We start from the raw sequence: 23,256 nt of genomic DNA on the forward strand, positions 1-23,256 counted from the left end.
AGCCACCTTGCATGAAGACCGAAAGAAAACCCCAGCATGTACTTGTGACCGGCGCGGCTGGTTTCATTGGCAGCCATGTGGCGGAGCGCCTGCTGGCGCGCGGCGACCGGGTTCTGGGCCTGGACAACCTCAATGATTACTATGATCCGGCGCTCAAGCAGGCCAGGCTCCGGCGACTCGAAGGGTCGCCAGGCTTTCGTTTTGTGCGGCTCGACCTGGCCGATCGCACCGGAATGGCCGAACTCTTTGCCACCGAACGTTTCGACGGCGTCATCCACCTTGCCGCCCAGGCTGGCGTGCGCTACAGCATCACCCATCCCAATGCCTACCTGGACTCCAACCTCACAGGTTTTGGCCATGTGCTGGAGGGGTGCCGCGCCCAGGGTGTCGCGCACCTGGTGTATGCGTCCAGCTCCAGCGTCTATGGCGGCAACACCAAGATGCCGTTTGCCGAAACCGACGCCGTCGACCACCCCGTGAGCCTGTATGCCGCCACCAAGAAAGCCAATGAGCTCATGGCCCATACCTACAGCCATCTCTATGGTTTTCCAACCACCGGGCTGCGCTTTTTCACGGTCTATGGCCCCTGGGGGCGGCCCGACATGGCTTACCACCTCTTTACCCGTGCCATCCTCGCTGGCGAACCCATTTCAGTTTTCAACCACGGGGACATGCGGCGCGACTTCACCTACATCGATGACATCACCGAGGGCGTGTTGCGCGTACTGGATAAACCCGCTACCCCAGAACGCATGGGTGCAGCCCCTTACCGTGTGTTCAACATCGGTAACAGCGAGCCGGTGCAATTGCTCGATTTCATCCGTTGCATAGAAAACGCGCTCGGCAAGGCGGCTGTCCGGCAGCTGCTTCCCATGCAGCCCGGGGATGTGCCGGCAACCTATGCCAGTACCCAGGCGCTGCGGGACTGGGTGGGTTTTGCGCCGTCGACGCCGCTGGCGGAAGGCATAGGGAATTTCGTGCGTTGGTACCGGGCGTATTACCGCTGCGCTTGAGTCTGCCGGCCAAGGGTTGCGAGAGGGGGCGTTCGGGAGTTGCCCTCCGGAGGGGCACGGGGGTTTGCCGTCAATATGTAACAACCCATGCGGGCATGGGCTTCCAGGTTGGGACAGGTTTTTTGCGGTCAAAAAGGCATTTACGCGTGACATTCGTTCGGGGTATGCTGCAGCGAGGCTAGGTTATTCGGACTGTGGCCGTGCAAATGATGTAAGGAGTTGTGTCATGCAGAAATACGTTTCGACGCTCCTGGATTCAATGGTTCGCGCCGTGGCAATGGCCGCATTGGCAATGGCGGTGGTTGGTTGCGCGAGTTGGGCGGGGGCCGGCCATCCGGCAGCGCCGGCCAAGGCATCCGTTCCGGATTACAACTACATCGTGGGGCCTGGCGATACGCTCAATATCATCGTCTGGCGCAATCCCGAGCTGTCGCAAGTGGTGCCCGTGCGTCCTGATGGGCAGGTGTCCACGCCGCTGGTTGACGGGCTCGTTGCGCAGGGTAAAACATCGGTGCAGATCGCCCGGGACGTTGAAAAGGAGCTGGGTAAATACGTGCGTGATCCGGTCGTCACGGTCATCGTGACGGGGTTCGTCGGTCCCTACAGTGAGCAGATACGCGTGGTGGGAGAGGCCGCCAAGCCGCAGTTCCTGCCCTACAAGCAAAAAATGACGGTCCTCGATGTGATGATCGCCGTGGGCGGCTTGACCGATTTTGCGGATGGCAACCGCGCAACCCTCGTGCGCTCGGCCGAGGGCAGCAAGCGCTACAACGTGCGCCTGAATGATTTGATCAAACATGGCGATATCGGCGCCAATGTGGAAGTGCTTCCCGGCGATATCCTCATCATCCCCCAAGGGTGGTTCTGACTTGCCTGAGTAAGGACTGGTGCCGGCGAGGCGCCCGGCGAACAGGACATGTGTGGAGGGGGATCGAATGGATGAGTTGCTAGGCCAGATCACCACAGCCGTTCGCGGCATGTGGATCTATCGCCGTTTAGCCATGCTGATCACCTGGCTGGTTGCTGCGGTGGGGGTGGGCGCGGTGCTCATGATGCCGGATCACTACCAGGCTTCGGCGCGCGTATTTGTCGATACGCAATCCATCCTGCGACCCCTCATGACGGGCATTGCCGTGCAGCCGAACATCGAGCAGCAGGTGGCCATGCTCAGCCGCACGCTCCTGAGTCGGCCGACCGTGGAGCGATTGGTCCGCACCGTTGACCTGGATCTGGGCGCGAATTCCAAGGCGGCCAAGGATGCGGTGGTCGACACCGTGACCAAATCCATCAGCATCCAGACCACGGGGCGGGACAACCTCTACACGTTGTCCTATCGCGACCAGAACCCCGAGAAAGCGCAGCGCGTCGTGCAGGCATTGCTGACCATCTTCGTCGAATCCAGCCTGGGTGCATCGCGCCAGGATTCGGACAGTGCGCGGCGTTTTCTGGACGAGCAGATCAAGAGCTATGAAGCCAAATTGACGGACGCCGAAGGTCGCCTCAAGGCATTCAAGCTGCGCAACATCGAATTGCAGTCCCAGAGCGGCCTGGACTCTGCGGGGCGGGCCGCAGAAATCGGCAACCTTCTCAGTCAGGCCAGGCTGGAACTGCGCGAGGCCGAGAGCGCGCGCGCGGCGGCAAGTCGCCAGTTGGAAATGCTGCGCGCGCAAACTGGCGAGTCACTCCTCGGTTCTGCGGTCGGCATACAGACGCCTGAACTGGACGCACGCCTTTATGAGCAGAAGCGCAATTTGGATACGCTGCTTCAGCGCTACACCGACGAGCACCCTGATGTGGCCAACACGCGCAGATTGATCGGGGAGCTTGAAACACAAAAGCGTCGCGAAATGGAAGAGCTGCGGCGCAAAGCCCAGGCGGCGCCCGGATCGCCGGCAGTTCAAACCAACCCGGCGGCGGTGGAGCTCAGCCGCATCTACTCTGCCGCCGAGGTTCAAGTGGCTTCGCTGCGCGCGCGGGTGGTCGAGTACGAGTCACGCGCCAACCGTGTTCAGCAGCAACTCAAGGTGGCTCCGCAGTTGGAGGCAGAGTTGGCGCAGCTCAACCGGGACTATCAGATCAATCAAAAGAACTACGCTGATCTGGTGTCGCGCCGTGAGTCGGCCATGATGTCGGGGCAGCTGGAAAACACATCCAATGTGGCCGAATTTCGCGTCATCGACCCGCCGCGCGTGGCTCCCAAGCCCGTTGCGCCCAATCGGGTGCTGCTGATGCCAATCACCTTGCTGGTGGCCTTGGGTGCGGGGCTGGGCATGGCGTTTCTCATGAGCCAGATCAGGCCGGTGTTCTTCGATGGGGTTGCCTTGCGCCAGTTGACCCAGCTGCCGTTGCTGGGGGTGGTGGATCTGATCCCCAGTGACGATTTCCGCCAGCGCGAGTCGAGAAGTCTCAAACGCTTCATCATGGCCTTGCTGGCGCTCGTTTTCCTCTACGCGGGCGGCATGCTTGCGCTGTCCTACCTGTCGGGCCTTCTGGGGTGACATGCCATCATGACAAGTTCCATTGAAAAAGCGGCCCAGCGGCTAGAGCAATTGCGCAAGGCGGGGGCGCCCATGCCAGGCAACGGCGTGCCATCTGAAGGGCCTGCCGCGCCGGGCACCTTGCCGCAGTTCACACCAACGGACTCGCCCGCAGAAGATGTGGCCGTCGATGTGCAGCGCAGCGAGCCGGCTTCCAGGCCGGGGTCCAAGAGCGTGCATATCGATTTGACGGCCTTGGCTGCGGCAGGCTTTGTCACGCCTCATGCGCCTCGATCCGCCACGACGGACCAGTTTCGTGTCATCAAACGGCCACTCCTGGAAAATGCAACGGGCAAAGGTGCATCGGTGGTGGCCAATGGCAACCTCATCATGGTCACCAGTTCGTTGCCCAGAGAAGGCAAGACCTTCACTGCCATCAACCTGGCCATGAGTCTGGCCATGGAGCTGAACCACACGGTGATGCTGGTGGATGCCGATGTCGCACGCCAGTCCGTCATGAAAACGCTGGGTTTGCAGCCAGCACCCGGGCTGCTGGACTTGTTGCTGGACGACAAGATCGGACTGCCCGACGTACTGTTGCGCACCAACATCGACAATTTCACGCTGTTGCCGACGGGGCTGCCGAACCCGCGTGCGACCGAATTGCTGGCCAGTGATGCCATGGTCGCCCTGCTCAACGACATGGGCAAACGCTACAGTGACCGCATCATCGTTTTCGATTCGCCTCCCTTGCTGCTGACCACCGAAGCGCGGGTGCTGGCCAGTCACATGGGCCAGGTCGTCATCGTGGTGCAGGCAGAGAAAACGCTCCAGTCCCAAGTCCAGTATGCCCTGTCCACCATCGAAGCCTGCCCCATCAGGCTCATGGTGCTGAACCAGGCGCGCAGCCGTGGCCTGGGTGCCTATGGTTATGGATACGGTCATGGCTTTGGTTACGACCAGAACGTCGGCGAGCCCAGGCCAGCCAACGCCGTGGCATGACTTAAAAGGAGAACGCGCGTGAACCTGTCGCAGCGGCGCACCGCAAGTATTTCCCTTCGCCGCGCCTCGTTGGTGCTGGCAATGGGGCCGATACTTCTGCCTGGCACGGCCACGGCGCAACAGGAAGATGCGCAGGCAGCAGCACGCCAACCCAGCCTGGTCTTTGAGCCGCGGGTTTCGGTGCAGCACACCATCACCAACAATGCCCGGCTGAATGCCACCGGCATCAGCGACCAGGTGACGGAGGTGATTCCAGGGTTTCAGCTGATCAGCAACACGGCCCGTGTCAAAGGGTTTGTCGATTACTCGCTGCACGATACCTATTACGCACGGGAGTCAGGCTTTAATCAGATCCGGCACAGTCTGAATGCCCGCGCTGTCGTCGAGGCGATCGAGCAATGGGCCTTTATCGATGTGTCCGGCGTCGTCGCTTCACAGCCCATATCGGCTTTTGGTGCGCCGGTGGATGGTTCTCCCGCCAACCCCAACACTTCTCAAACTTCGAGTTTCCGCTTGTCGCCGTACCTGCGAGGTCGTCTCGGGTCCGCGGTGGATTACGAGGCGCGTTATAGCGTGCAAGACACGCAGACCAAGACAGGCAGTCGTTCCGATGTCACGGCGCAAGACTGGCTCTTGCATCTGGGCAACAGGGGAAGCGGTAAATTACTGGGCTGGTCCGCAGATGCCACCCATCAGGTTGTCGATTATTCGCTCGGTCGGAGTATCGAAACCACGGCGCTGCGGGCGCGGGTGAGTTGGGCTGTCACGCCGCAATGGGTTCTCACAGGGATTGGTGGAACCGAATCTACCAATCAGCTCTCGCCGACACAGGAGTCTCACCGCATCTCGGGTTTTGGCGTCAACTGGCAGCCATCGGAGCGCTCGCGACTGTCTTTTGAACGTGAGAGCCGTTACTTCGGTGAATCCCACAACGCTGCACTGGAGCACCGCACCGGGCGCACCGTCTGGCGCTACACCGATGTCAAGGCCATTTCCAACGGGTTGGGCGCGCAGTCGGCGTCGCTGGGGTCTCTGTTCGATCTGCTGGAGGGCTTCTACACCCCCCTGGAGCCTGACCCCATTCGGCGTACACAGCTCGTACTGGCAGAAATTGAACGCTTGGGTTTGCCTGCCAACGTCCAGGTTTTTCAGGATTTCCTCCGGTCATCGACCGCGTTGCGGCGGGTGCAGCAACTTTCCCTGGCACTGCTGGGTCAGCGCAGCACCATCACGCTGGCCGTTTCGCGTTCGGATACGCGTTCAATTGGCGGTGTGCTCCAGCTGGGCGATGATTTCGACGCCAATTCCCGCATTCGCCAGCACGGCTGGAACCTGTGGCTTGCGCACCGTCTCACGCCAAATTCCTCGGTCCATGCGAATCTGGGAGTGCAGCGCAGTGAAGGCAGTTTGCCAGGGCTGGAAACCCGGGTGCGCTCACTCGTGTTGGGCTGGAATACGCTGTTGGCCCCTCGCACCAGTGGGGGGCTCCAGATACGCCGCATTGTGTCTGATGGCGTCACCAGCCCCTACCGCGAATCGGCCATCGTCGGAACGATCACACACCGGTTTTGATCCATGTATGAAGCGTTCTATGGGTTGAACAGCAAACCCTTCCAGCTCAATCCCGATCCCGGCTTCTATTTCAGTAGCAAGCAGCACCAGCGTGCACGCGCATATTTGGAATATGGCGTGATGCGCTGCGAGGGGTTCATCGTGATTACGGGGGAGGTCGGGGCGGGCAAGACCACGATTGTCCGCGGTCTGATCGACAGCCTGGATCCTGAAACCGTCGTGGCAGCCCATCTGGTGAGCACGCAGTTGGGTGCCGAAGATACCTTGCGTTTGGTGGGCGCCGCTTTCGGGATCCATGTGCGGGGTGTCTCCAAAGCAGACCTGCTGCTGGCACTGGAGGCCTTTTTCGTCGCCCAGACGCTGCAAGGAAAACGATGCCTGCTGATCGTTGATGAAGCGCAGAACCTTCAGCCGCAGGCGGTGGAAGAGCTGCGCATGCTGTCGAATTTCCAGAATGGCCAGGACGCACTGCTGCAGACTTTTCTGGTGGGCCAGCCCGAGTTCCGCGAAATCCTGCAAAGCCCTGGCATGGTGCAACTGCGCCAGCGCGTGACTGCCACATGCCACCTGGGGCCCCTGGAGGCGGATGAAACCCGTGAATACATCCAGCATCGCCTGAAATGTGCGGGTGCCAGCGACAAGCCTACCTTCGACCCCGCAATATTCGATGGCATCTACCGCTACACAGGCGGAATTCCGCGGCGCATCAATACCTTGTTTGACCGCATCCTGTTGCAGGGTTTCCTGACGGACCGGACACACATTGATCAGGAGCTGGTCGACGAGATCATTCAAGAAGTTCAATCTGAAATGCTGGTGTCGTCCAAGGCCGCATCCCCGTGGGAAATGCCATTGAGAGCTGCGACCCGCAGCGCTGCACACGAAGAACTGGTGGATGGCGAACTGGAATCGGAGACCTTGGGCCTGGATCTGGAGAGTTCTCTCGCGGACAGCATGTCCCAGCAACTTGCGCACATGACGACCGAACAACTGAGTGCACATTTATTGCGGATAGAGCGCAGCGTATTGCGCCAGGAGCGCGTGATCCTGGAAATCTTGGTGAACCTGCAAAAGCTGGTGGTTGCAAGCCGGCATTCGCGCTCAGACAGCGCCTCCGGCTAGAACAGGGAGTCCACCGCCATGCGCAGCATGCCCTCCATCACCAACGCGCTGACCATCGACGTTGAGGACTACTTTCAGGTGTCGGCTTTCGCACCCTATATTGAACGCAGTGAATGGGACTTGCGTGAATGCCGGGTGGAGCGCAACGTGGACCGCATACTGGCCTTGCTGCAAGAGAACAACGCCCATGCCACTTTCTTCACGCTGGGCTGGATTGCCGAGCGGTATCCGGCTCTGGTGCGCCGCATCGTGGACGGTGGACATGAGCTGGCCAGCCATGGCTACGGCCATGAGCGTGTGAGTGATTTGTCCGAGGAGGCGTTCTTCAACGACATCCACCACGCCAAAGGCCTGCTGGAAGATATCGCAGGTGTCCGTGTGCAGGGGTACCGTGCACCCAGCTTTTCCATCGGTTCCGGAAATTTGTGGGCGCTAGACACGCTGCAGCGCGCGGGCTACCGCTACAGCTCCAGCATTTACCCCATCCGGCACGACCATTATGGAATGCCGGATGCACCGCGGTTTGCCTATCAGGTACGCGACGGACTGATGGAGGTGCCGCCGACCACCCTGCGCATTTTCCACCGCAACTTGCCTTCGAGTGGCGGGGGGTACTTTCGCCTCCTCCCCTACGCGTTGTCGCGCTGGATGCTGCGTGAGGTGCATCGCCAGGACCATTCACCGGCCGTTTTTTATTTTCATCCTTGGGAAGTGGATGTCGAACAGCCGCGCGTCCAGGGCATCAGTTTCAAGACCCACTTCAGACACTATGTGAACATCGGTCGCATGGAGCGGCGGCTGGGCCACCTGCTGCGGGACTTTCACTGGGGTCGCATGGACCACATTTTTCTTTCCCCGCAAGCGCAAGCGCAAGCGCAAGCGCAAGAGCAAGAGGTGCCCCTTGTCTGACGTTGCCGCCAGGCTCTCCATTGGCCGCCTGGACGTGCACAGCGCCGCTGACGCTGCACGTTGGGACGCGTTTGTGCTGGGTTGTCCGCAAGCCACTTTTTTCCACCGCGCCGGCTGGCAGACGCTGATTCGCGAGGTGTTTCGCCACGACACCTACTTTCTCTACGCACAGGCCGGAGAAAGCATCCGGGGGATATTGCCGCTGGGACATGTCAGGAGCCGCCTGTTCGGCAATGCGCTCACCAGCCTGCCTTTTGCTGTTTATGGAGGCGTTGCTGCGCTGGACGAGGAAGCAGCGGCTGCGCTGGAGCGGGAGGCCGAGCAACTGGCCCAGCGCCTGGGTGTGGACCACCTGGAGTTGCGCCATGTGCAGCGCCGGCACACGGACTGGCCGCTGCAAGAACTGTATGTGACGTTTCGCAAGTCCATTGCACCGAAAGAAGAGGACAACCTGCTGGCCATCCCGCGCAAGCAACGCGCCATGGTGCGCAAAGGCATCAAGAATGGGTTGACGTCCCATATCGACACCACCGTAGATCGGTTTTTTGCGCTCTATGCCGACAATGTGCACCGCCATGGAACGCCCGCTTTTCCCAAGGCCTACTTCAGCGGGTTGCGTCGCGTTTTTGGGTCTGATTGCGAGGTGCTCACCGTGTGCGCGCCCGATGGCCGCCCCATCAGCAGCGTGCTGAGCTTCTATTTCCGCGACGAGGTGCTGCCCTACTACGCCGGTGACGACGAGGCGGCCAGGGAGCTGGCCGCCAACGATTTCAAGTATTGGGAGCTGATGCGCCTGGCCTGCGCCCGGGGTCTGAAGGTGTTCGACTATGGGCGCAGCAAGCAGGGCACGGGTTCGTACGCGTTCAAGAAGAACTGGGGCTTTGAACCCACCCCGCTGCACTACGAATACCGGCTGTACAAGAGCGACAGCGTGCCCCAGAACAACCCCGCGAACGCAAAGTACCGCTGGCTGATCGCTGCATGGCGGCGCATGCCCATTGGACTGGCCAACTGGCTCGGGCCAAAAATCGTGCGCAACCTTGGCTGAGCACCACCCACGCATCACCGCCATGGGCAACATCCTCTACCTGGTGCACAGATTGCCGTACCCACCCAACAAGGGTGACAAGGTGCGCTCGTACCACCTGCTGCGCCACTTGCAGCAGAACCACCGCGTTTTTCTGGGCACCTTCATCGACGATCCGGACGATGTGCAGCACCTGCCCGCACTGCGGGCCATGTGTCCAGACCTGCATGTGGAGCACATTCATTCAGGCAGCGCCAAGGTCAAAAGCCTCCGCGGTCTCCTGTCGCGGGAAGCGCTCACACTGGCCTACTACCGCAACCCCGGTATGCGGCGCTGGGTGGAGCAGACAACAGCGGGGCACCAGCTGCAGGCCAGCGTGGTTTTTTCCTCGGCCATGGCGCAGTATGCGCAGCCACTGTTGCCGCAGGTGCCCATGCTGGTGGACTTTGTCGACGTGGACTCTGCCAAATGGACCCAGTACGCTCCCGCACACCGCTGGCCCCTTTCCACGCTGTACCGCATGGAGGGAAGGCGCTTGCTCGCCTACGAGCGTGCGATGGCCATGCTGGCGCGTCGCTCGTACTTCGTGACGTCCCATGAGACCGCTTTGTTCTTGTCCCAGGCGCCGGAATGCGAGGGGCGTGTGCAGTCCATGGGCAACGGGGTGGACGCCGATTTTTTCATGCCAGACCCCCGGCGGCCCAACCCCTTTCAGGCCAATGAGCAGGCGGTGGTGTTCACCGGCGCCATGGACTACTGGCCCAACATCGACGGCGTCAGCTGGTTCGTGACCGACGTGCTGCCGCTGTTGCGCACGCGCTGGCCGCAGGTGCGCTTCTACATCGTTGGCCGCAGCCCCTCGGCTCAAGTGCAGGCGCTGGCATGTGGGCATGTGGTGGTCACCGGAACCGTGCCGGACGTGCGGCCCTATTTGCAATACGCCAGTGCGGTGGTGGCGCCGTTGCGGGTTGCGCGTGGCATTCAAAACAAAATTCTGGAAGCCATGGCCATGCAAAGGCCAGTGGTCACGGTCAGCAGCTGTGCGGATGCCATCGGCGCCACCGCGGGGCAGGGGCTGCTGCGCGCAGACTCGCCAGAAGAATTTGTGCAGGCCTTGCAGCCGCTGCTGGAGTCCCCTTACAACGCCGTCGCATTGGGGCACCAGGCCCGCCGCTACGTGGCGCAGGAATGCAGCTGGCAGGCACATCTGAGTGGCATCGACCATTGCCTGGCCGGTATGCGTGCCCAGCATTCCCGCGATGTCGTCGCATGAGAGGCCGAACGTGACTGGCCGCACCCAACTCATTCCCGGCCATTGGCGTCGGCCCCTGGCTGCGCTGGTATTGCTGCATGCAGTCATCCTGATCGCCTACTGGCATTCGGCCTGGGGCATGGCGATGATCTGGGCGCGTTCCGACACCTACGCGCATGGTTTTGTGGTGCCCATCATTTCGCTCTGGCTGGTTTGGCGCCAACGCGCGGTGCTCGCACCCATGGTTCCCCGCCCTGGGCGGTTGGCCTGGTTGCTGATGGCGGGCGCTGCGGCGCTCTGGCTGGCCGGTGATCTGGTGGCCGTGAATGCCGCCACGCAACTGGCGTTGGTAACGCTGATCGTGCTGTCCGTACCTGCAGTGTGCGGTTGGCGCGTCGCCAGAGCACTGGCGTTTCCTTTGGGTTTTCTTTTCTTTGCTGTGCCCATCGGGGATTTCCTGTTGCCACGCCTGATGGAGTGGACCGCCGACTTCACCGTGATGGCCCTGCGTGCGAGCGGAATTCCGGTCTACCGGGAAGGCCTGCAATTCATCGTTCCCTCAGGAGCCTGGTCGGTCGTGGAGGCGTGCAGCGGAATTCGCTATCTGATCGCTTCAGTGACCGTGGGCTGCCTGTTCGCGTACCTCAGCTACCAAGGTACGCGCAAGCGCATGGTGTTCATGGTGGTGGCCATCCTGGTCCCGCTGGTGGCCAATTGGGTGCGCGCCTATCTGATCGTGATGCTGGGGCACCTCTCGGGCAACACCATCGCGACAGGGGTGGATCACCTCGTGTACGGGTGGTTGTTTTTCGGGATCGTGATCGGCGTGATGTTCCTCATCGGGGCGCGCTGGGTGGACCCAGCGCCATCCGCTTCTCAGGCAATGGTTCCCGCTGGCCGGGTTGAAGGAAGCATCCCGAAAGGAACGCCGTGGCTTGCGTTGGTGCTCGCTTTTTCTGTGGTGCTGGCGCCGCATGGCCTGCTGGCCGCAATGGACCTGGGCACACAGGCCAAGCCTGTTCAGCTGGTCGCGCCTGTAGTTGCAGCTCCTTGGCATGCCACGGCGATGCCACCCAGCCACTGGCTGCCGGCTTTTGAACATGCCTCTGACACGCTGGACATGGGCCTGACCGATGGTCAGAACCAGCCGCTGGGACTGCATGTCAGCTATTACCGCCAGCAAGACTACCAGCGCAAGCTCGTCAGTTCAGAGAGTGTGCTGGTGAAGAGCCAGGACCCGGTCTGGGCGCGTGTGGCCAGCGGTTCTGTCAATGCGCGGCTTCAAGGTCGGCCCCTGCGTGTGGCAAGTGCCGTGCTGCGCCAGCATGCGCCTGGCACGGTTGCCGATGCGCAGCGGCTGTTGGCTTGGCGCTTTTACTGGGTCCGCGGCACCTTCACCGCCAGCGACTACGCCGGCAAGATCCAGGGTGCTCTGGGGCGCATCAGCGGATGGGGCGATGACGGGGCCCATATCGTGATCTATACACCCTTGTCGGATGCCAAGGAGTCCGAGATCGACGCTTCTGCACGCCTGCAGTCCTATCTGGACAGCCAGGGCGACGCGCTGGTGGCGGCGCTGGAGCAAACGCGAGGGCGCGACTGACCATGTGCGGCATATCCGGACTTTTCGATACCCAGGGTATGCGCGCCTTCTCGCGCGACCTGATCTCACGGATCAATGACGTCCAGGCCCATCGCGGGCCCGACGAAGACGACGTGCACCTGGAGCCCGGTTTGGCACTGGGCCATCGGCGCCTGTCCGTCATCGACCTGGCCACAGGCAAGCAGCCCTTGTTCAATGAAAGCGGCACCGTGGGCATCGTCTTCAACGGCGAGATCTACAACTACCGTGAACTGATGTCCGAGCTCAAGGCCCTGGGCTACCACTTCAGGACACGCAGCGACACCGAGGTGATCGTGCACGCCTGGCAAGCCTGGGGCGAGGCCTGTCTGCAACGGCTGCGGGGCATGTTCGCCTTTGCCCTGTGGGATCGCACCCGGCAAACCCTGTTTCTTGCGCGCGACCGCATGGGCGTCAAGCCCATGCACTACGCCTGGTTGCCCGACGGCAGTTTCATCTTTGGCTCTGAACTCAAGGTGCTGACCGCACACCCGGGCTTTGTGCGTGCTATCGACCCGCTGGCGGTGGAAGACTATTTCTCGTTTGGCTACGTTCCTGATCCGCGCTGCATTTACCGCAACGCCCACAAGCTGCCAGCGGCCCATTCCCTCACGCTGCGCCGCGGCGCCTCTGCCCCCGCACAGCCGGTGCCCTATTGGGATGTGCGTTTCAGCAATGACAACCCCATCGGCCTGGCCGACGCAGCTGCCGAGCTGCGCGAGCGGGTCAGGGAATCGGTGCGGCTGCGCATGATCGCCGATGTGCCTCTGGGGGCCTTCCTCTCCGGCGGGGTGGACTCCAGTGCCGTGGTGGCCACCATGGCCGGTCTTTCGGACACGCCGGTTCACACCTGCGCCATCGGTTTCGACGATCCGCGCTTCAACGAATCCGCCTTTGCCCAGCAGGTGGCGGACCGTTGCCACACCGACCACAAGCTCGAAGTCGTCAGCAGTGAAGACTTCGATCTCATCGACACGCTGGCAGGGCTCTACGATGAGCCTTTTGCCGACAGCTCGGCCATACCCACTTACCGCGTCTGCCAGATGGCGCGCAAGCACGTCACCGTGGCGCTGTCTGGCGACGGCGGGGACGAGAGTCTGGGCGGCTACCGGCGCTACCGCATGCACCAGGGCGAGGAGGCCGTGCGCAACTGCCTGCCGCACGGCTTGCGCCGTCCGCTGTTTGGCGCGCTGGGCCAGATGTACCCCAAGGCCGACTGGGCGCCGCGCCCGCTGCGCGCCAAGACCACCTTGCAGGCCTTGGCCATGGACACGGTGCAGGCCTACCACCACAGCATGTCGCACCTGCGGGCCGATCAGCGCCAGGCACTGTTTTCGTCCGCATTCCAGCGCAGCCTGGGCGGTTACAGCGCGCTCGACGTGTTCCGCCAATACGCCCTGCAGGCCCAGACCGACGATCCGCTGGCCCTGATCCAGTACCTGGACTACAAAACCTGGCTGGTCGGCGACATCAACACCAAGGTGGACCGTGCCAGCATGGCGCACTCGCTCGAAGTGCGCGAGCCCTTGATGGACCATCCACTCGTCGAATGGCTCGCCACGTTGCCCAGCGACTTGAAGATCCGGAACGGAGAGGGCAAATATGTGTTCAAGAAAGCTTTCGAGCCTTTGCTGCCGCACGACGTCCTGTACCGGCCCAAGATGGGGTTTTCGGTGCCATTGGCCAGCTGGCTGCGCGGCCCGCTGGCGCAACGCATGCAGGAATCGGTGCTGAGCCCGCGCATGCTGGCATCGGGCTACTTCAATGCGGGAACGCTGCAGACCCTCATCAACCAACACCTGGGCGGGCATCACGACCATTCGACGGCCTTGTGGATGCTCATCATGTTTGATGCATTTTTGCGGCAAGCGCTGGCGCCGGTCCGATCCGTCGCGCATGCCGCCACCGCCGACGTGGTCGCGGTATGAGCACCGCACCGCGCCGCCGGCGCATCGTTCATGTGGTGTACAGCTTCGGGGTGGGGGGGCTGGAAAACGTCATCGTTCAGCTGATCAACCGCCTGCCTGCGGAACGGTTTGAGCACGTGGTGCTGTCACTCACCACCATCGGTGATTTCAAGCGCCGCATCACCCAGCCCGACGTGCGCTTCATTGAGCTATGCAAGCCAACGGGCCACGCCGTGCCGCTCTATCCTCGCATCTACCGTCTGCTGCGGGAGCTCCAGCCCGACGTGGTGCACACCTGCAACCTCGCCGCACTGGAGATCACTCCGCTGGCCTGGCTGGCCCGCGTGCCGCTGCGCATCCATGCCGAGCACGGCTGGGATGTGCACGACCCCCAGGGGCACAACATGCGCTATCAGCGCCTGCGCAGGCTGTACAAACCCTTCGTCAGCCATTACGTGGCGGTGTCGAAAGACCTGGATGAATACCTGGCGCGGGCCATCCGCGTGCCCACCCGCCGCCGTTCGCTCATTGCCAATGGGGTGGATACCCAAACGTTTGCACCACCACACCATGGGGCGGCGCAATCCGTGCCCGGCTGCCCCTTTGTCCCCGGTCAACACTGGATAGTGGGCACGGTGGGGCGGTTGCAAACGGTCAAAAACCAGCCCTTGCTGGCCCGCGCTTTCGTGAAACTGCTGGAAATCCACCCGGAAGCCAGATCACGCATGCGCCTGGTGGTGGTGGGGGCGGGGCCATTGCAGGCGGAAGTGGAGGCGGTGCTTGCTGCAGCCCATGTCCAGCATCTGGCGTGGTTGGCTGGCGCACGGGATGATGTGGCCGACATCTTGCGCATGCTGGGCTGTTTTGTGCTGCCTTCCCAGGCCGAAGGAACGTCCTGCACCTTGCAAGAAGCCATGGCCAGCGGTCTGCCTGTGGTAGCGACAGCGGTGGGTGGTACCCCCGATGTGGTGGAAGACGGCGTTACCGGACTGCTTGTTCCTTCTGACGATGCCAACGCCATGGCGAACGCTCTGTGGAGTGTTTACACCAACGCGGCCAGAGCACGCTTATTTGGCCAGGCAGCACGTCGGCAGGCATTGAAAAAATTGGGCATTGATGCGATGGTGCATTCCTACCAGCGACTCTTTTCCGGTCAGCACTTGGGTGAGCCGGTACCCAGCGCTCCGGGTTATTCCGCAGAGTCATGAGAATCCTCTACCACCACCGCACCGCTTCGAAAGATGGACAAGCCGTCCACATCGAAGAAATGATTGAGGCCCTGCGCAGCCAAGGGCACGAAGTGCGCGTGGTGGCGCCGGGGGCGCCCCAGGCCCCTGCGGATGTGCCAGCACAGGGTGTTGGCCGCATGGGTCGCGACATGGATTGGGTGCATCGCCTCAAGGCCTTGCTGCCCAAGGCCGCCTACGAGGGGATGGAACTGGCCTACAACCTGGTGGCCTATCGCAAGCTGATGGCCGCCGCGCGCGAATTTCAGCCGCACTTGATTTACGAGCGGTACAACCTGTTCCTGCTGGCAGGCCTGCTGGTCAAAAAGCGCTTGGGTATTCCGCTGCTGCTGGAGGTGAATTCTCCCCTGGTGCTGGAGCGCTCGCAGCACAGCGGAGGGCTGGCCCTGCGCCGACTTGCGCGCTGGGCCGAGGGCACTGCATGGCGCGGTGCAGATGCCGTGCTGCCTGTCACGCAAGTGCTGGGCGATCATGTGCGTGCATATGGTGTGCCCGGTGATCGCATCCATGTGATACCCAACGGCATCAATCGCGCACACTTCGCCGATGCGCCCACGCCCGATGTGGCCAAGGGCCGCCTGGGCCTGCAGGGCAAGGTGGTGTTGGGCTTCACCGGCTTCGTGCGCGACTGGCATGGCGTGGACCGCATCATCGACTGGATGGCGTCGCCCCAGGCGCCGCAAGAAACGCATTTGCTGGTGGTTGGCGACGGGCCGGTGCGCGCGGAGCTGGAGGCGCAGGCAAAGCGACTGGGTCTGGCCGGGCGTGTGACATTCACCGGTGTGGTCCACCGCGAACAGGTGCCCGCCCACGTGGCCGCCTTCGACGTGGCGCTGCAACCTGCCGTCACACCCTACGCCTCACCCCTGAAGCTGATGGAATACCTGGTGCTGGGCAAGGCAGTAGTGGCGCCTGCCACGCCGAATCTGCTGGAAGTGCTGACCGACAACGTCAACGCCCTCATGTTCGAGCCAACCCGGCAGGGCGCGCTGGAGGGCGCACTGACACGGCTGTGCACCGACGCACCGCTGCGGCAGCGCCTGGCGCAAGGTGCCGCGGAGACCATTGACCGGCTGAACCTGACCTGGGGCGGCAACGCACGGCGGGTCACCGCACTGGCGGAGGCTGGCGCATGAAAGTCTTGCTGTTCTCCACCCTCTACCCCAGCGCGGTGCGGCCCATCCATGGCATCTTTGTGGAAACGCGCCTGCGCGAACTGCTCCAGACCGGCGAAGTGCAGGCCAAGGTGGTGGCGCCGGTTCCGTGGTTCCCATTCAAGGCACAGCGCTTTGGTGAGTACGCCCAGTTCGCCGCCACGCCCCGCCAAGACCAGCGCAACGGCGTGGAGGTGCATCACCCGCGCTACCTGCTGCTGCCCAAGGTGGGCATGAACCTCGCGCCTTACGCCATGGCCCTGGGGGCTTTGCCCACCATCCGCCGCCTGCAGCGCCAGGGCTTTGACTTTGACCTCATCGACGCCCACTACTACTACCCCGACGGCGTGGCCGCAGGCCTGCTGGCCCGCTGGCTGGGCAAGCCTTTTGTGGTGACGGCGCGCGGCACTGACCTGAACCTCATTGCGCAATACCCGTTCCCGCGCAAGCGCATCCTGCAAACGGCCGGGCAGGCCAGCGCCTCGATTGGCGTATGCCAGGCGCTGATGGACACCCTGGGCGAACTGGGTGCCGACCGCGCCAAGCTGCACACCCTGCGCAATGGGGTGGACCTGCAGCGCTTCGTGCCCGAAGACCGCACCGAGGCCCGCCAGCGCCTGGGCCTGCCGGTGGATGGGCGCTACCTGCTCTCGGTAGGCCACCTGATCGAGCGAAAAGGCCACCATGTGGCCATCGAGGCCCTGCTTCACCTGCCGGGGGTCACGCTGCTGATTGCTGGCGCTGGCCCGCAAGAGGGTGCGCTGAAGGCCCTGGCCCAGCGCTTGGGCGTGGCCGAGCGTGTGCACTGGGCCGGCGTGGTGCCGCAAACCGAGCTGAAATGGTGGTACAGCGCGGCCGATGCGCTGGCGCTGTGCAGCAGCCGCGAGGGCTGGGCCAATGTGCTGCTGGAGGCCATGGCCTGCGGCACGCCGGTAATCGCCACCAACATCTGGGGCACGCCCGAGGTGGTGGGCAAGCCGGCGGCCGGCGTACTCATGGCCCGTCGCGATGCCCCGGCGCTGGCCGCAGCCTGGATGCAACTGCACACCCAGCCGCCCACGCGGGTAGAAACCCGCGCCCACGCCCAGACTTTCTCGTGGGACGCTACCACGCAGGGCCAATTGCAGCTTTTCCGACGGGTGGTCGATGCAGCGGTCTGAAATGCCATCCATCAACACCCAAGAACGCTTGCTGGCGTGGGCGCTGGTGCTGGTGTGCGTCGCGCTGCTGTTCGCGCAGGCACCTCACGGCGGCGACTTTTATTGGAGCGATTCGCCGCGCCACGCCCTCAACGGCGTGTTCGTCATGGACCTTGCCAAAGCCATGCCCTTCGACGACCCGGCGGGCTATGCCTATCGCTATTACGCCCAGTATCCGGCGCTCACCATTCTTTTCTACCCCCCGCTGTTCTATGCCATCAGTGCGCCGTTCTATGCAGTGCTCGGGGTGTCGCACGAAACGGCACTGCTGGTGGTGGCACTGCACTATCTGGCGCTCGGCCTGGGCTGCTGGCGCCTGGCGCGGTTCTGGCTGCCTGCGGCCCCATCGCTGGCGTTCGCTGCGCTCGTGCTCTGGCTGCCCGAGGTGGCCTTCTGGGGCCGGCAGGTGATGCTGGAGGTGCCCGCCTTCGCCTTTCTGGTGTGGAGCACCGTGGCCGTGGTGGCCTACCTGCGTGGCGCACCGCCCAGGTGGCTGTACCTTGGGGCTGCGCTGCTGGTGCTGGGCATGTACACCAAGATCAGTGTGGCCTACATGGGCGTGGTCTACGCTGCGCTCATCGCGCAGCGCGACGGTTGGGCCATGCTGCGCAACCGTCATCACTGGTGGGTGGCCGCCCTGGCATTGGTGGGCTTGCTGCCCCTGGCCGTGCTCACCCTCAAGTTTGGCCAGGCAAATCTGCAGTCAGTCACCGGCGTGGCCGATGCCGTGGCCTCGCGTACCAGTTGGCAAGGCTGGGTGTGGTATCTGCAGCAGATCCCATCGCAGGCAGGGTGGCCGCTGACGGCGCTGGGCCTGGCCGGCGCCGTCATGGCCGCATGGCGGCGCATGCCCGGCCTGGGATTCTGGTGGTTGGGTTTCGGGGTAGGGTACCTGTTTTTCTCGTCCATCGACCTGAAGGAAGCCCGCCACAGTGTTTTCCTGCTGCCCTCGGTGACCTTTTTTGCCGTGCTCCTGCTGCACACGCTGGTGCCACCCCGTGTGGGCCATGGGGCGGTGGCCGCATTGGCCTTGCTGGTATTGGCCACCGCCGGCCTGACCGTGTGGACGCGCCCCGTTTTCTATGTGCAGGGCTACGCCCGGGCAGCCGCCGAGGTGGCCCGGCTTGCTCCGCGAGACAGCACGGTCATGTTCTCAGGCTATCGCGACGGCTCGTTTGTATTCAACATGCGCGCACTGGAGGGCCGGCGCGACCTGCACGTCATGCGGGCCGACAAGCTGCTGCTGGGCGTGGCCGTGCGGCGGGAACTGGGCGTGGAGCAAAAGGGCCTCACGGAGGGCGAGATCGCCGATGCCCTCAACGCCAACGGCGTGCACTACGTGGTGATGCAGCCCGGCTTCTGGGCCGACCTGGAAGCCATGCAGCGCTTTGAGCGCGTGATGTCCAGCGACCAGTTTGAAGAGGTGGCCAGGATATCCACTCCGGCCAACCACAAGGCGCACGAGACAGAGTTGGTGATCTACCGGAACAAGGGGGCGGTGACGCCCCGCCGGCGGGGCATCGACATCGAACTGAAGATCATCAACCGGCGCATATCGGCCGACTGAGCGCAATATTGGGAGACTGTTCGTGGAAGCATTTATTCTGTTGATAGACATGGGCGTCATGCTGTATCTGTGCTGGCGCCTGTTCAAGTGCGAGGACAAGGCCGACACCGACCTGGGTTTTTTGCGATTTGACCAGCACGACGGGCAGCGCTGAGCTACCCAATGCCCTCCATGGTGACGACACATGCGTGATCTGGCTTTTGCCCTGATGTTGCTGGCCGCGCTGCCGCTGGCGCTGGCGCGTCCGTTCAATGCCTACCTGCTTTGGGGGTGGACGGGCTTGCTCGCGCCCACCACTTACTTTTACGGCTGGATGGCGGGCAACCGGGTCAATTTTGTGTGTGCTGTGCTGACTCTGGTGTTGCTGGCGCTTGGGCGGGTGCCCTGGCGCGACTACCAGTTCAACAAGGTGATGTGGCTCTACTTGTGGCTGGCGGCCCATGCCACTCTGGCCTTTTTACTAGCCTACGCTGGCAATCCCTATAACGACCAGTACTTTGAGTTCCTCATCAAGGGCTTGCTGTTCTGCCTGGTCATGCCATTCTTCGTGCGTGAACGCGTGCATTTCCACGCCATCCTCATCGTCATTGCCTTGGGCCTGGGGGTTCACGGCGTGCTCAATGGCCTGAAAACGGTAGCGTCGGGCGGTGCGCACAACATGCTGGGTCCCGCAGGGACCATGCTGGCAGACCGCAACCATCTGTCCACCGCGCTCGCGCTGGTGTTGCCGTTTCTTTTTTACCTGCAGAGCTACACCGTCAATCGTCTCATCCGTCTGGGCTATCTGGGCGCATTCTGCGTGGTGGTGCTCGCCATTCTGGGCGGCGGGTCGCGCGCCGGCTTCATTGCGGTCTCGGTCGTAGGGTTGTGGCTCATCCTCACTTCCCGGCGCAAGGGCATGGCGCTGGTGCTGGTGGTGGGCGCTGTGCTGGCTTTCCTGGCATTTGCACCCGAAGACATCACCAGCCGCCTGTCCTCCATCAAAGAGGCTGACGAAGACAGCTCGTTCATGGGCCGCGTGATCGCCTGGAAGATCAGTTCTGCCATTGCCTTGGAGAACCCGGTTTTTGGTGGCGGGTTTCATGCCGTCCAAGTCCAGGCGATCTGGGACCAATTCAAAATGTCCCCGGGCTTGCTCGGTTTTCTGAACCTGCCCGTTCCGGAGTTTTCCGCCAAGGCGGCCCACAGCATCTACTTTGAGGTAATGGGCGACATCGGCCTGGTGGGTTTGGGGCTCTTCCTGTTCATTTTGTTGCGTGCGTTCTGGAGCCGGCAGGTCATCAAACGGATGACGATCCAGCTTGGCGCACCGTACCAATGGGCGCGAGACATGGCCGATATGCTCATGCTGGCGGTGTTGGCCTACATGGTGGGCGGAGCCTCTGTCAGCCTGGGCTACCTGGAGGTTATCTACATGGTCGTGATGCTCATGGAACTGCTGCGCGTGCACGTGGCACGTGCACTGGCGGCGGTTGCGCGCGAGTCAAAAACTCTTGGCTCAAGGGGGAGCGCGTGATCTCCCGACTTGTCCTGCAATCCTTGTCCAAAGACAAGCTATCGGTCTTCCTGTTTCACAAGGTGCCGCAACAATGCGACCCGCTGGTGCCGGCCGATGTAAACATGGCGCGGTTTGAGCAGCTACTGGACCAGACCTTTTCCAAACTGAACGTCCTGCCGCTGGAAGAAGCCATTGCCCGTCTTGTGGCGGGCACCTTGCCGCGCCGTGCCGCCTGCATCACTTTTGACGACGGCTACCCCGACTGGCTGGCGGGCGTTGCCCCGGCCCTGCGGCGGCGCAACCTGCACGCCACCTTCTTCATCACCTCGGGCCAGTTGGATGGCGTACCGCTGTGGCACGAGCGCATCCTGGCGGCGGTGCGCCGCCTGCCCGGACCGACACTTGACCTGGGCATTCCCTTCTTGCCGGCGCAGCCGGTGGTCAGCACCGACGACCGGCGCCGCCAGGTGCAACGGCTGGAACAAGAGCTGAAGTACCTTACGCTCTATCGCCGCGAACAGATCCTGCAGCAACTGGAGGCTACGGCTGGCGTACAGGCCGCCGCGGTGTCTGTGATGACCGAGGTGCAACTGCGCGACCTGCACAACCAGGGCTTTGGCATTGGCGCACACACTGCGTTGCATCCAATCCTTGACTATTGCAACCCTGCGGAGGTTGAGCGCGAAATTGGGGGCACCCGCGAGCGCCTTCAGGCCATCGTGCGCGGGCCGGTGAATGGTTTCGCTTATCCCAATGGCCGGCCCTATGCAGACTTCTCGCGCCTGCATGTGGACGCGGTGAAGCGCGCAGGCTACCGCTATGCCGTCACCACCCACTGGGGCGTGGCCGACGCCAGCACCTCGCCCTACCAGATTCCCCGTTTCACTCCTTGGGCAGAGCGCGATTGGCATGTGACCTTTCAACTGGTGCGCAACCTGATGACAGAGCCGATGCAGGTGCCGGAGGTGGCCACATGAGCGTATCCAGCACCATCAAAGACGCGGTTCGCACCGTGCTGTACCGCTCTGGCGTGCTGGGCGAATGGCACAGGCGCCGCAACCAGCATGCGCTCACGGTGTTGATGTTTCACCGGGTGCTGCCGGCCGGCTCGCACGCCTTGGCGCAATCCGAGCGTGAATTCGCCTTCAGCCTGGAAGGCTTCGGGCGTACGCTCGACTTCGTGGCCCGCCACTACAACGTGGTCAGCCTGGCCCAGGTGAAGGCGGCCATCGACGGCCAGGGGCAACTGCCCACCTGCCCGCTGCTGATCACCTTCGACGATGGCTGGCGCGACACCATTGAGTTCGCCATGCCCGAGTTGAAGAAGCGCGGCTTGCCGGCGCTCCTGTTCCTGGCCACCGAGGTGCTGGAACTGGAGCAGCCGCGCTGGTGGCAAGACGCTGCAGTGGCCGCGCTGGCCAACTCGCAAACTGCGCCCAAGCTGCTGCAGGCGTTGGGCATGCCGGCAGATGCTGCCACCCAGCCGGGTTACAGCCAGCGGGTGGCCGCCCAGCTGGCGGGCATGCCCGAGGCGCAGCGCCGCCAGGTGATCCAGCAGGCAGACCCCACCGTGCTGCACGCCATCGCCGAGCGTCAGATGGTGAACGCCGACGACCTTCGCCAGTGGACCGACAACGGTTTTGACCTTGGTGGCCACGGCCATTCGCATTCGCCCATTGCGTACGCCGCCAACCCGCGCAACGAGATCACCGAATGCCGGAGCCACCTGCGCGCCCTGGGCTTGGAAGACCTCTCGCTGTCGTACCCGCACGGCGTGAAGAACGACGCTTCTCGCGAGTTGTTGAAAGAGGCTGGTTTTGAGGTGGTGTTCGACAGCAAACCCTGCTTGGCCAAGGTGGCCAACCTGCCGCAACTGCGCTTCGATGTGCCCCGCATCCACTTGCCTGAGAACGCATGGACGACCCGCAATGGGCGCATCGACCCCGCCCGCTTGGCCCTGTACCTCTTTCCCAGAGCTGTGATCTAGTATGGGGTTGCTGGTATCTCGCAAGCGCTTCGACCAGTTGGGTGAGCGCGAATTGACAGCATGGCTGAGGCTGTTCCCTGTGGACGCTCTGTCGGCCAACTTGTTTATGAACCCCGAGTTCTGCCGCGCGGCCCACCAGACCCTGGGCCCGGTGGAGGTGGTAGTGATGGAAGACAGTGGGCGCATCGTGGGCGTGGTGCCATTGCACCGCGCCAATGGGTGGCGCGGCCTTCTGCGGGGCTACACCCAGGTGGCGCAAGAAGTCTCCGACGGCTTCTGCTTTCCAGTAGAAGACGCCTACTTGGGACGGGTGGCGCACGCGCTGGCGCGGGCTGGCGTTTGGTCGGTTTTTTTTACCCATGTCGGCACGGGCAGAACCATTCGCCACTGCGAGTCCGGTGCGGTGACGAAGACCTACCTCGTGCGCCACCAGCCCGGCGACCAAGACCTGTGGAGCGCACTCAAGGAGCGAAGCCGCCGCTTCTGGAGCGACACGGAGCGCTGTGCCCGCCGCTTGAACGAGCTGCCCGGGTCCTACCAGTTCCACTGGCAGAGCCCGAACCCCGCGCGCGACTTGGACACCCTAATCCGCTTGAAGCTCGACCAGTGGGTATTTCGGACCAACGTGACCGCTGGTTTCGGTATCGTGACCGAGGATTTCGGCCCATCGTGACCGACTCCGTTGTCGGTTCATCGTGACCG

20 protein-coding genes are annotated in these 23,256 nt (G+C 62.8%); all 20 read left to right on the forward strand.

The window, feature by feature from the left end; genetic code table 11:
* Nucleotides 1-11 precede the first annotated feature (11 nt).
* The gene (locus BLW02_RS13915) at nt 12-1,013 is read left to right on the forward strand and encodes an NAD-dependent epimerase (RefSeq protein ID WP_092699494.1); all 1,002 of its coding nucleotides are present in this window, start codon (nt 12-14) and stop codon (nt 1,011-1,013) included.
* A 226-nt stretch (nt 1,014-1,239) separates the two neighbouring features.
* Complete coding sequence (locus BLW02_RS13920) at nt 1,240-1,881, forward strand: XrtA/PEP-CTERM system exopolysaccharide export protein (protein ID WP_092699496.1); 642 nt, start codon at nt 1,240-1,242, stop codon at nt 1,879-1,881.
* Nucleotides 1,882-1,948: 67 nt separating this feature from the next.
* A complete protein-coding gene (locus BLW02_RS13925) occupies nt 1,949-3,511 on the forward strand; it encodes an XrtA system polysaccharide chain length determinant (protein ID WP_092699498.1) in 1,563 nt (520 codons plus the stop codon).
* Nucleotides 3,512-3,520: 9 nt separating this feature from the next.
* Nucleotides 3,521-4,492, forward strand: coding sequence for an XrtA-associated tyrosine autokinase (locus BLW02_RS13930; RefSeq protein WP_092699500.1), 972 nt, complete (start codon nt 3,521-3,523; stop codon nt 4,490-4,492).
* An 18-nt stretch (nt 4,493-4,510) separates the two neighbouring features.
* Nucleotides 4,511-6,064: a TIGR03016 family PEP-CTERM system-associated outer membrane protein gene (locus tag BLW02_RS13935; protein ID WP_244273697.1), complete on the forward strand. Its 1,554-nt coding sequence runs from the start codon at nt 4,511-4,513 to the stop codon at nt 6,062-6,064.
* A gap of 3 nt (nt 6,065-6,067) precedes the next feature.
* Nucleotides 6,068-7,186, forward strand: coding sequence for an XrtA/PEP-CTERM system-associated ATPase (locus BLW02_RS13940; protein WP_092699504.1), 1,119 nt, complete (start codon nt 6,068-6,070; stop codon nt 7,184-7,186).
* Nucleotides 7,187-7,204: 18 nt separating this feature from the next.
* Nucleotides 7,205-8,095, forward strand: coding sequence for an XrtA system polysaccharide deacetylase (locus BLW02_RS13945; protein ID WP_092699506.1), 891 nt, complete (start codon nt 7,205-7,207; stop codon nt 8,093-8,095).
* The gene (locus BLW02_RS13950) at nt 8,088-9,143 is read left to right on the forward strand and encodes a FemAB family XrtA/PEP-CTERM system-associated protein (protein ID WP_092699508.1); all 1,056 of its coding nucleotides are present in this window, start codon (nt 8,088-8,090) and stop codon (nt 9,141-9,143) included. The genes BLW02_RS13945 and BLW02_RS13950 overlap by 8 nt, the downstream gene beginning before the upstream one ends.
* A gap of 22 nt (nt 9,144-9,165) precedes the next feature.
* Nucleotides 9,166-10,395 (forward strand): TIGR03087 family PEP-CTERM/XrtA system glycosyltransferase, encoded by a 1,230-nt coding sequence (locus BLW02_RS13955; RefSeq protein WP_208859737.1) that lies wholly within the window; start codon nt 9,166-9,168, stop codon nt 10,393-10,395.
* Nucleotides 10,396-10,405: 10 nt separating this feature from the next.
* Nucleotides 10,406-11,977, forward strand: coding sequence for an exosortase A (gene xrtA / locus BLW02_RS13960; RefSeq protein WP_244273698.1), 1,572 nt, complete (start codon nt 10,406-10,408; stop codon nt 11,975-11,977).
* Nucleotides 11,978-11,979: 2 nt separating this feature from the next.
* Entirely contained in the window at nt 11,980-13,923 is a 1,944-nt protein-coding gene (locus BLW02_RS13965) for an XrtA/PEP-CTERM system amidotransferase (protein ID WP_092699512.1), read from the forward strand.
* Nucleotides 13,920-15,110 (forward strand): TIGR03088 family PEP-CTERM/XrtA system glycosyltransferase, encoded by a 1,191-nt coding sequence (locus tag BLW02_RS13970; RefSeq protein ID WP_092699514.1) that lies wholly within the window; start codon nt 13,920-13,922, stop codon nt 15,108-15,110. Before BLW02_RS13965 ends, BLW02_RS13970 begins: the two co-directional genes overlap by 4 nt.
* The gene (locus BLW02_RS13975; RefSeq protein ID WP_092699516.1) at nt 15,107-16,285 is read left to right on the forward strand and encodes a glycosyltransferase family 4 protein; all 1,179 of its coding nucleotides are present in this window, start codon (nt 15,107-15,109) and stop codon (nt 16,283-16,285) included. The genes BLW02_RS13970 and BLW02_RS13975 overlap by 4 nt, the downstream gene beginning before the upstream one ends.
* A complete protein-coding gene (locus BLW02_RS13980; RefSeq protein ID WP_092699518.1) occupies nt 16,282-17,463 on the forward strand; it encodes a glycosyltransferase family 4 protein in 1,182 nt (393 codons plus the stop codon). The genes BLW02_RS13975 and BLW02_RS13980 overlap by 4 nt, the downstream gene beginning before the upstream one ends.
* Nucleotide 17,464: 1 nt before the next feature.
* The gene (locus tag BLW02_RS13985) at nt 17,465-19,069 is read left to right on the forward strand and encodes an ArnT family glycosyltransferase (RefSeq protein WP_244273699.1); all 1,605 of its coding nucleotides are present in this window, start codon (nt 17,465-17,467) and stop codon (nt 19,067-19,069) included.
* 22 nt (nt 19,070-19,091) lie between these two features.
* Complete coding sequence (locus BLW02_RS20320; RefSeq protein WP_280140381.1) at nt 19,092-19,223, forward strand: hypothetical protein; 132 nt, start codon at nt 19,092-19,094, stop codon at nt 19,221-19,223.
* Between the two features lie 30 nt (nt 19,224-19,253).
* On the forward strand, nt 19,254-20,585 hold the full coding sequence (locus BLW02_RS13990) for a putative O-glycosylation ligase, exosortase A system-associated (protein WP_092699522.1): 1,332 nt from the start codon (nt 19,254-19,256) through the stop codon (nt 20,583-20,585).
* On the forward strand, nt 20,582-21,544 hold the full coding sequence (locus BLW02_RS13995) for a polysaccharide deacetylase family protein (protein WP_092699524.1): 963 nt from the start codon (nt 20,582-20,584) through the stop codon (nt 21,542-21,544). The genes BLW02_RS13990 and BLW02_RS13995 overlap by 4 nt, the downstream gene beginning before the upstream one ends.
* On the forward strand, nt 21,541-22,554 hold the full coding sequence (locus BLW02_RS14000; RefSeq protein ID WP_092699526.1) for a polysaccharide deacetylase family protein: 1,014 nt from the start codon (nt 21,541-21,543) through the stop codon (nt 22,552-22,554). The genes BLW02_RS13995 and BLW02_RS14000 overlap by 4 nt, the downstream gene beginning before the upstream one ends.
* Before the next feature lie 106 nt (nt 22,555-22,660).
* Entirely contained in the window at nt 22,661-23,227 is a 567-nt protein-coding gene (locus BLW02_RS14005; protein WP_139285384.1) for a GNAT family N-acetyltransferase, read from the forward strand.
* Nucleotides 23,228-23,256: the final 29 nt, after the last annotated feature.

This window comes from Acidovorax soli, from assembly GCF_900107605.1.
GTDB classification, from domain to species: domain Bacteria; phylum Pseudomonadota; class Gammaproteobacteria; order Burkholderiales; family Burkholderiaceae_C; genus Acidovorax; species Acidovorax soli.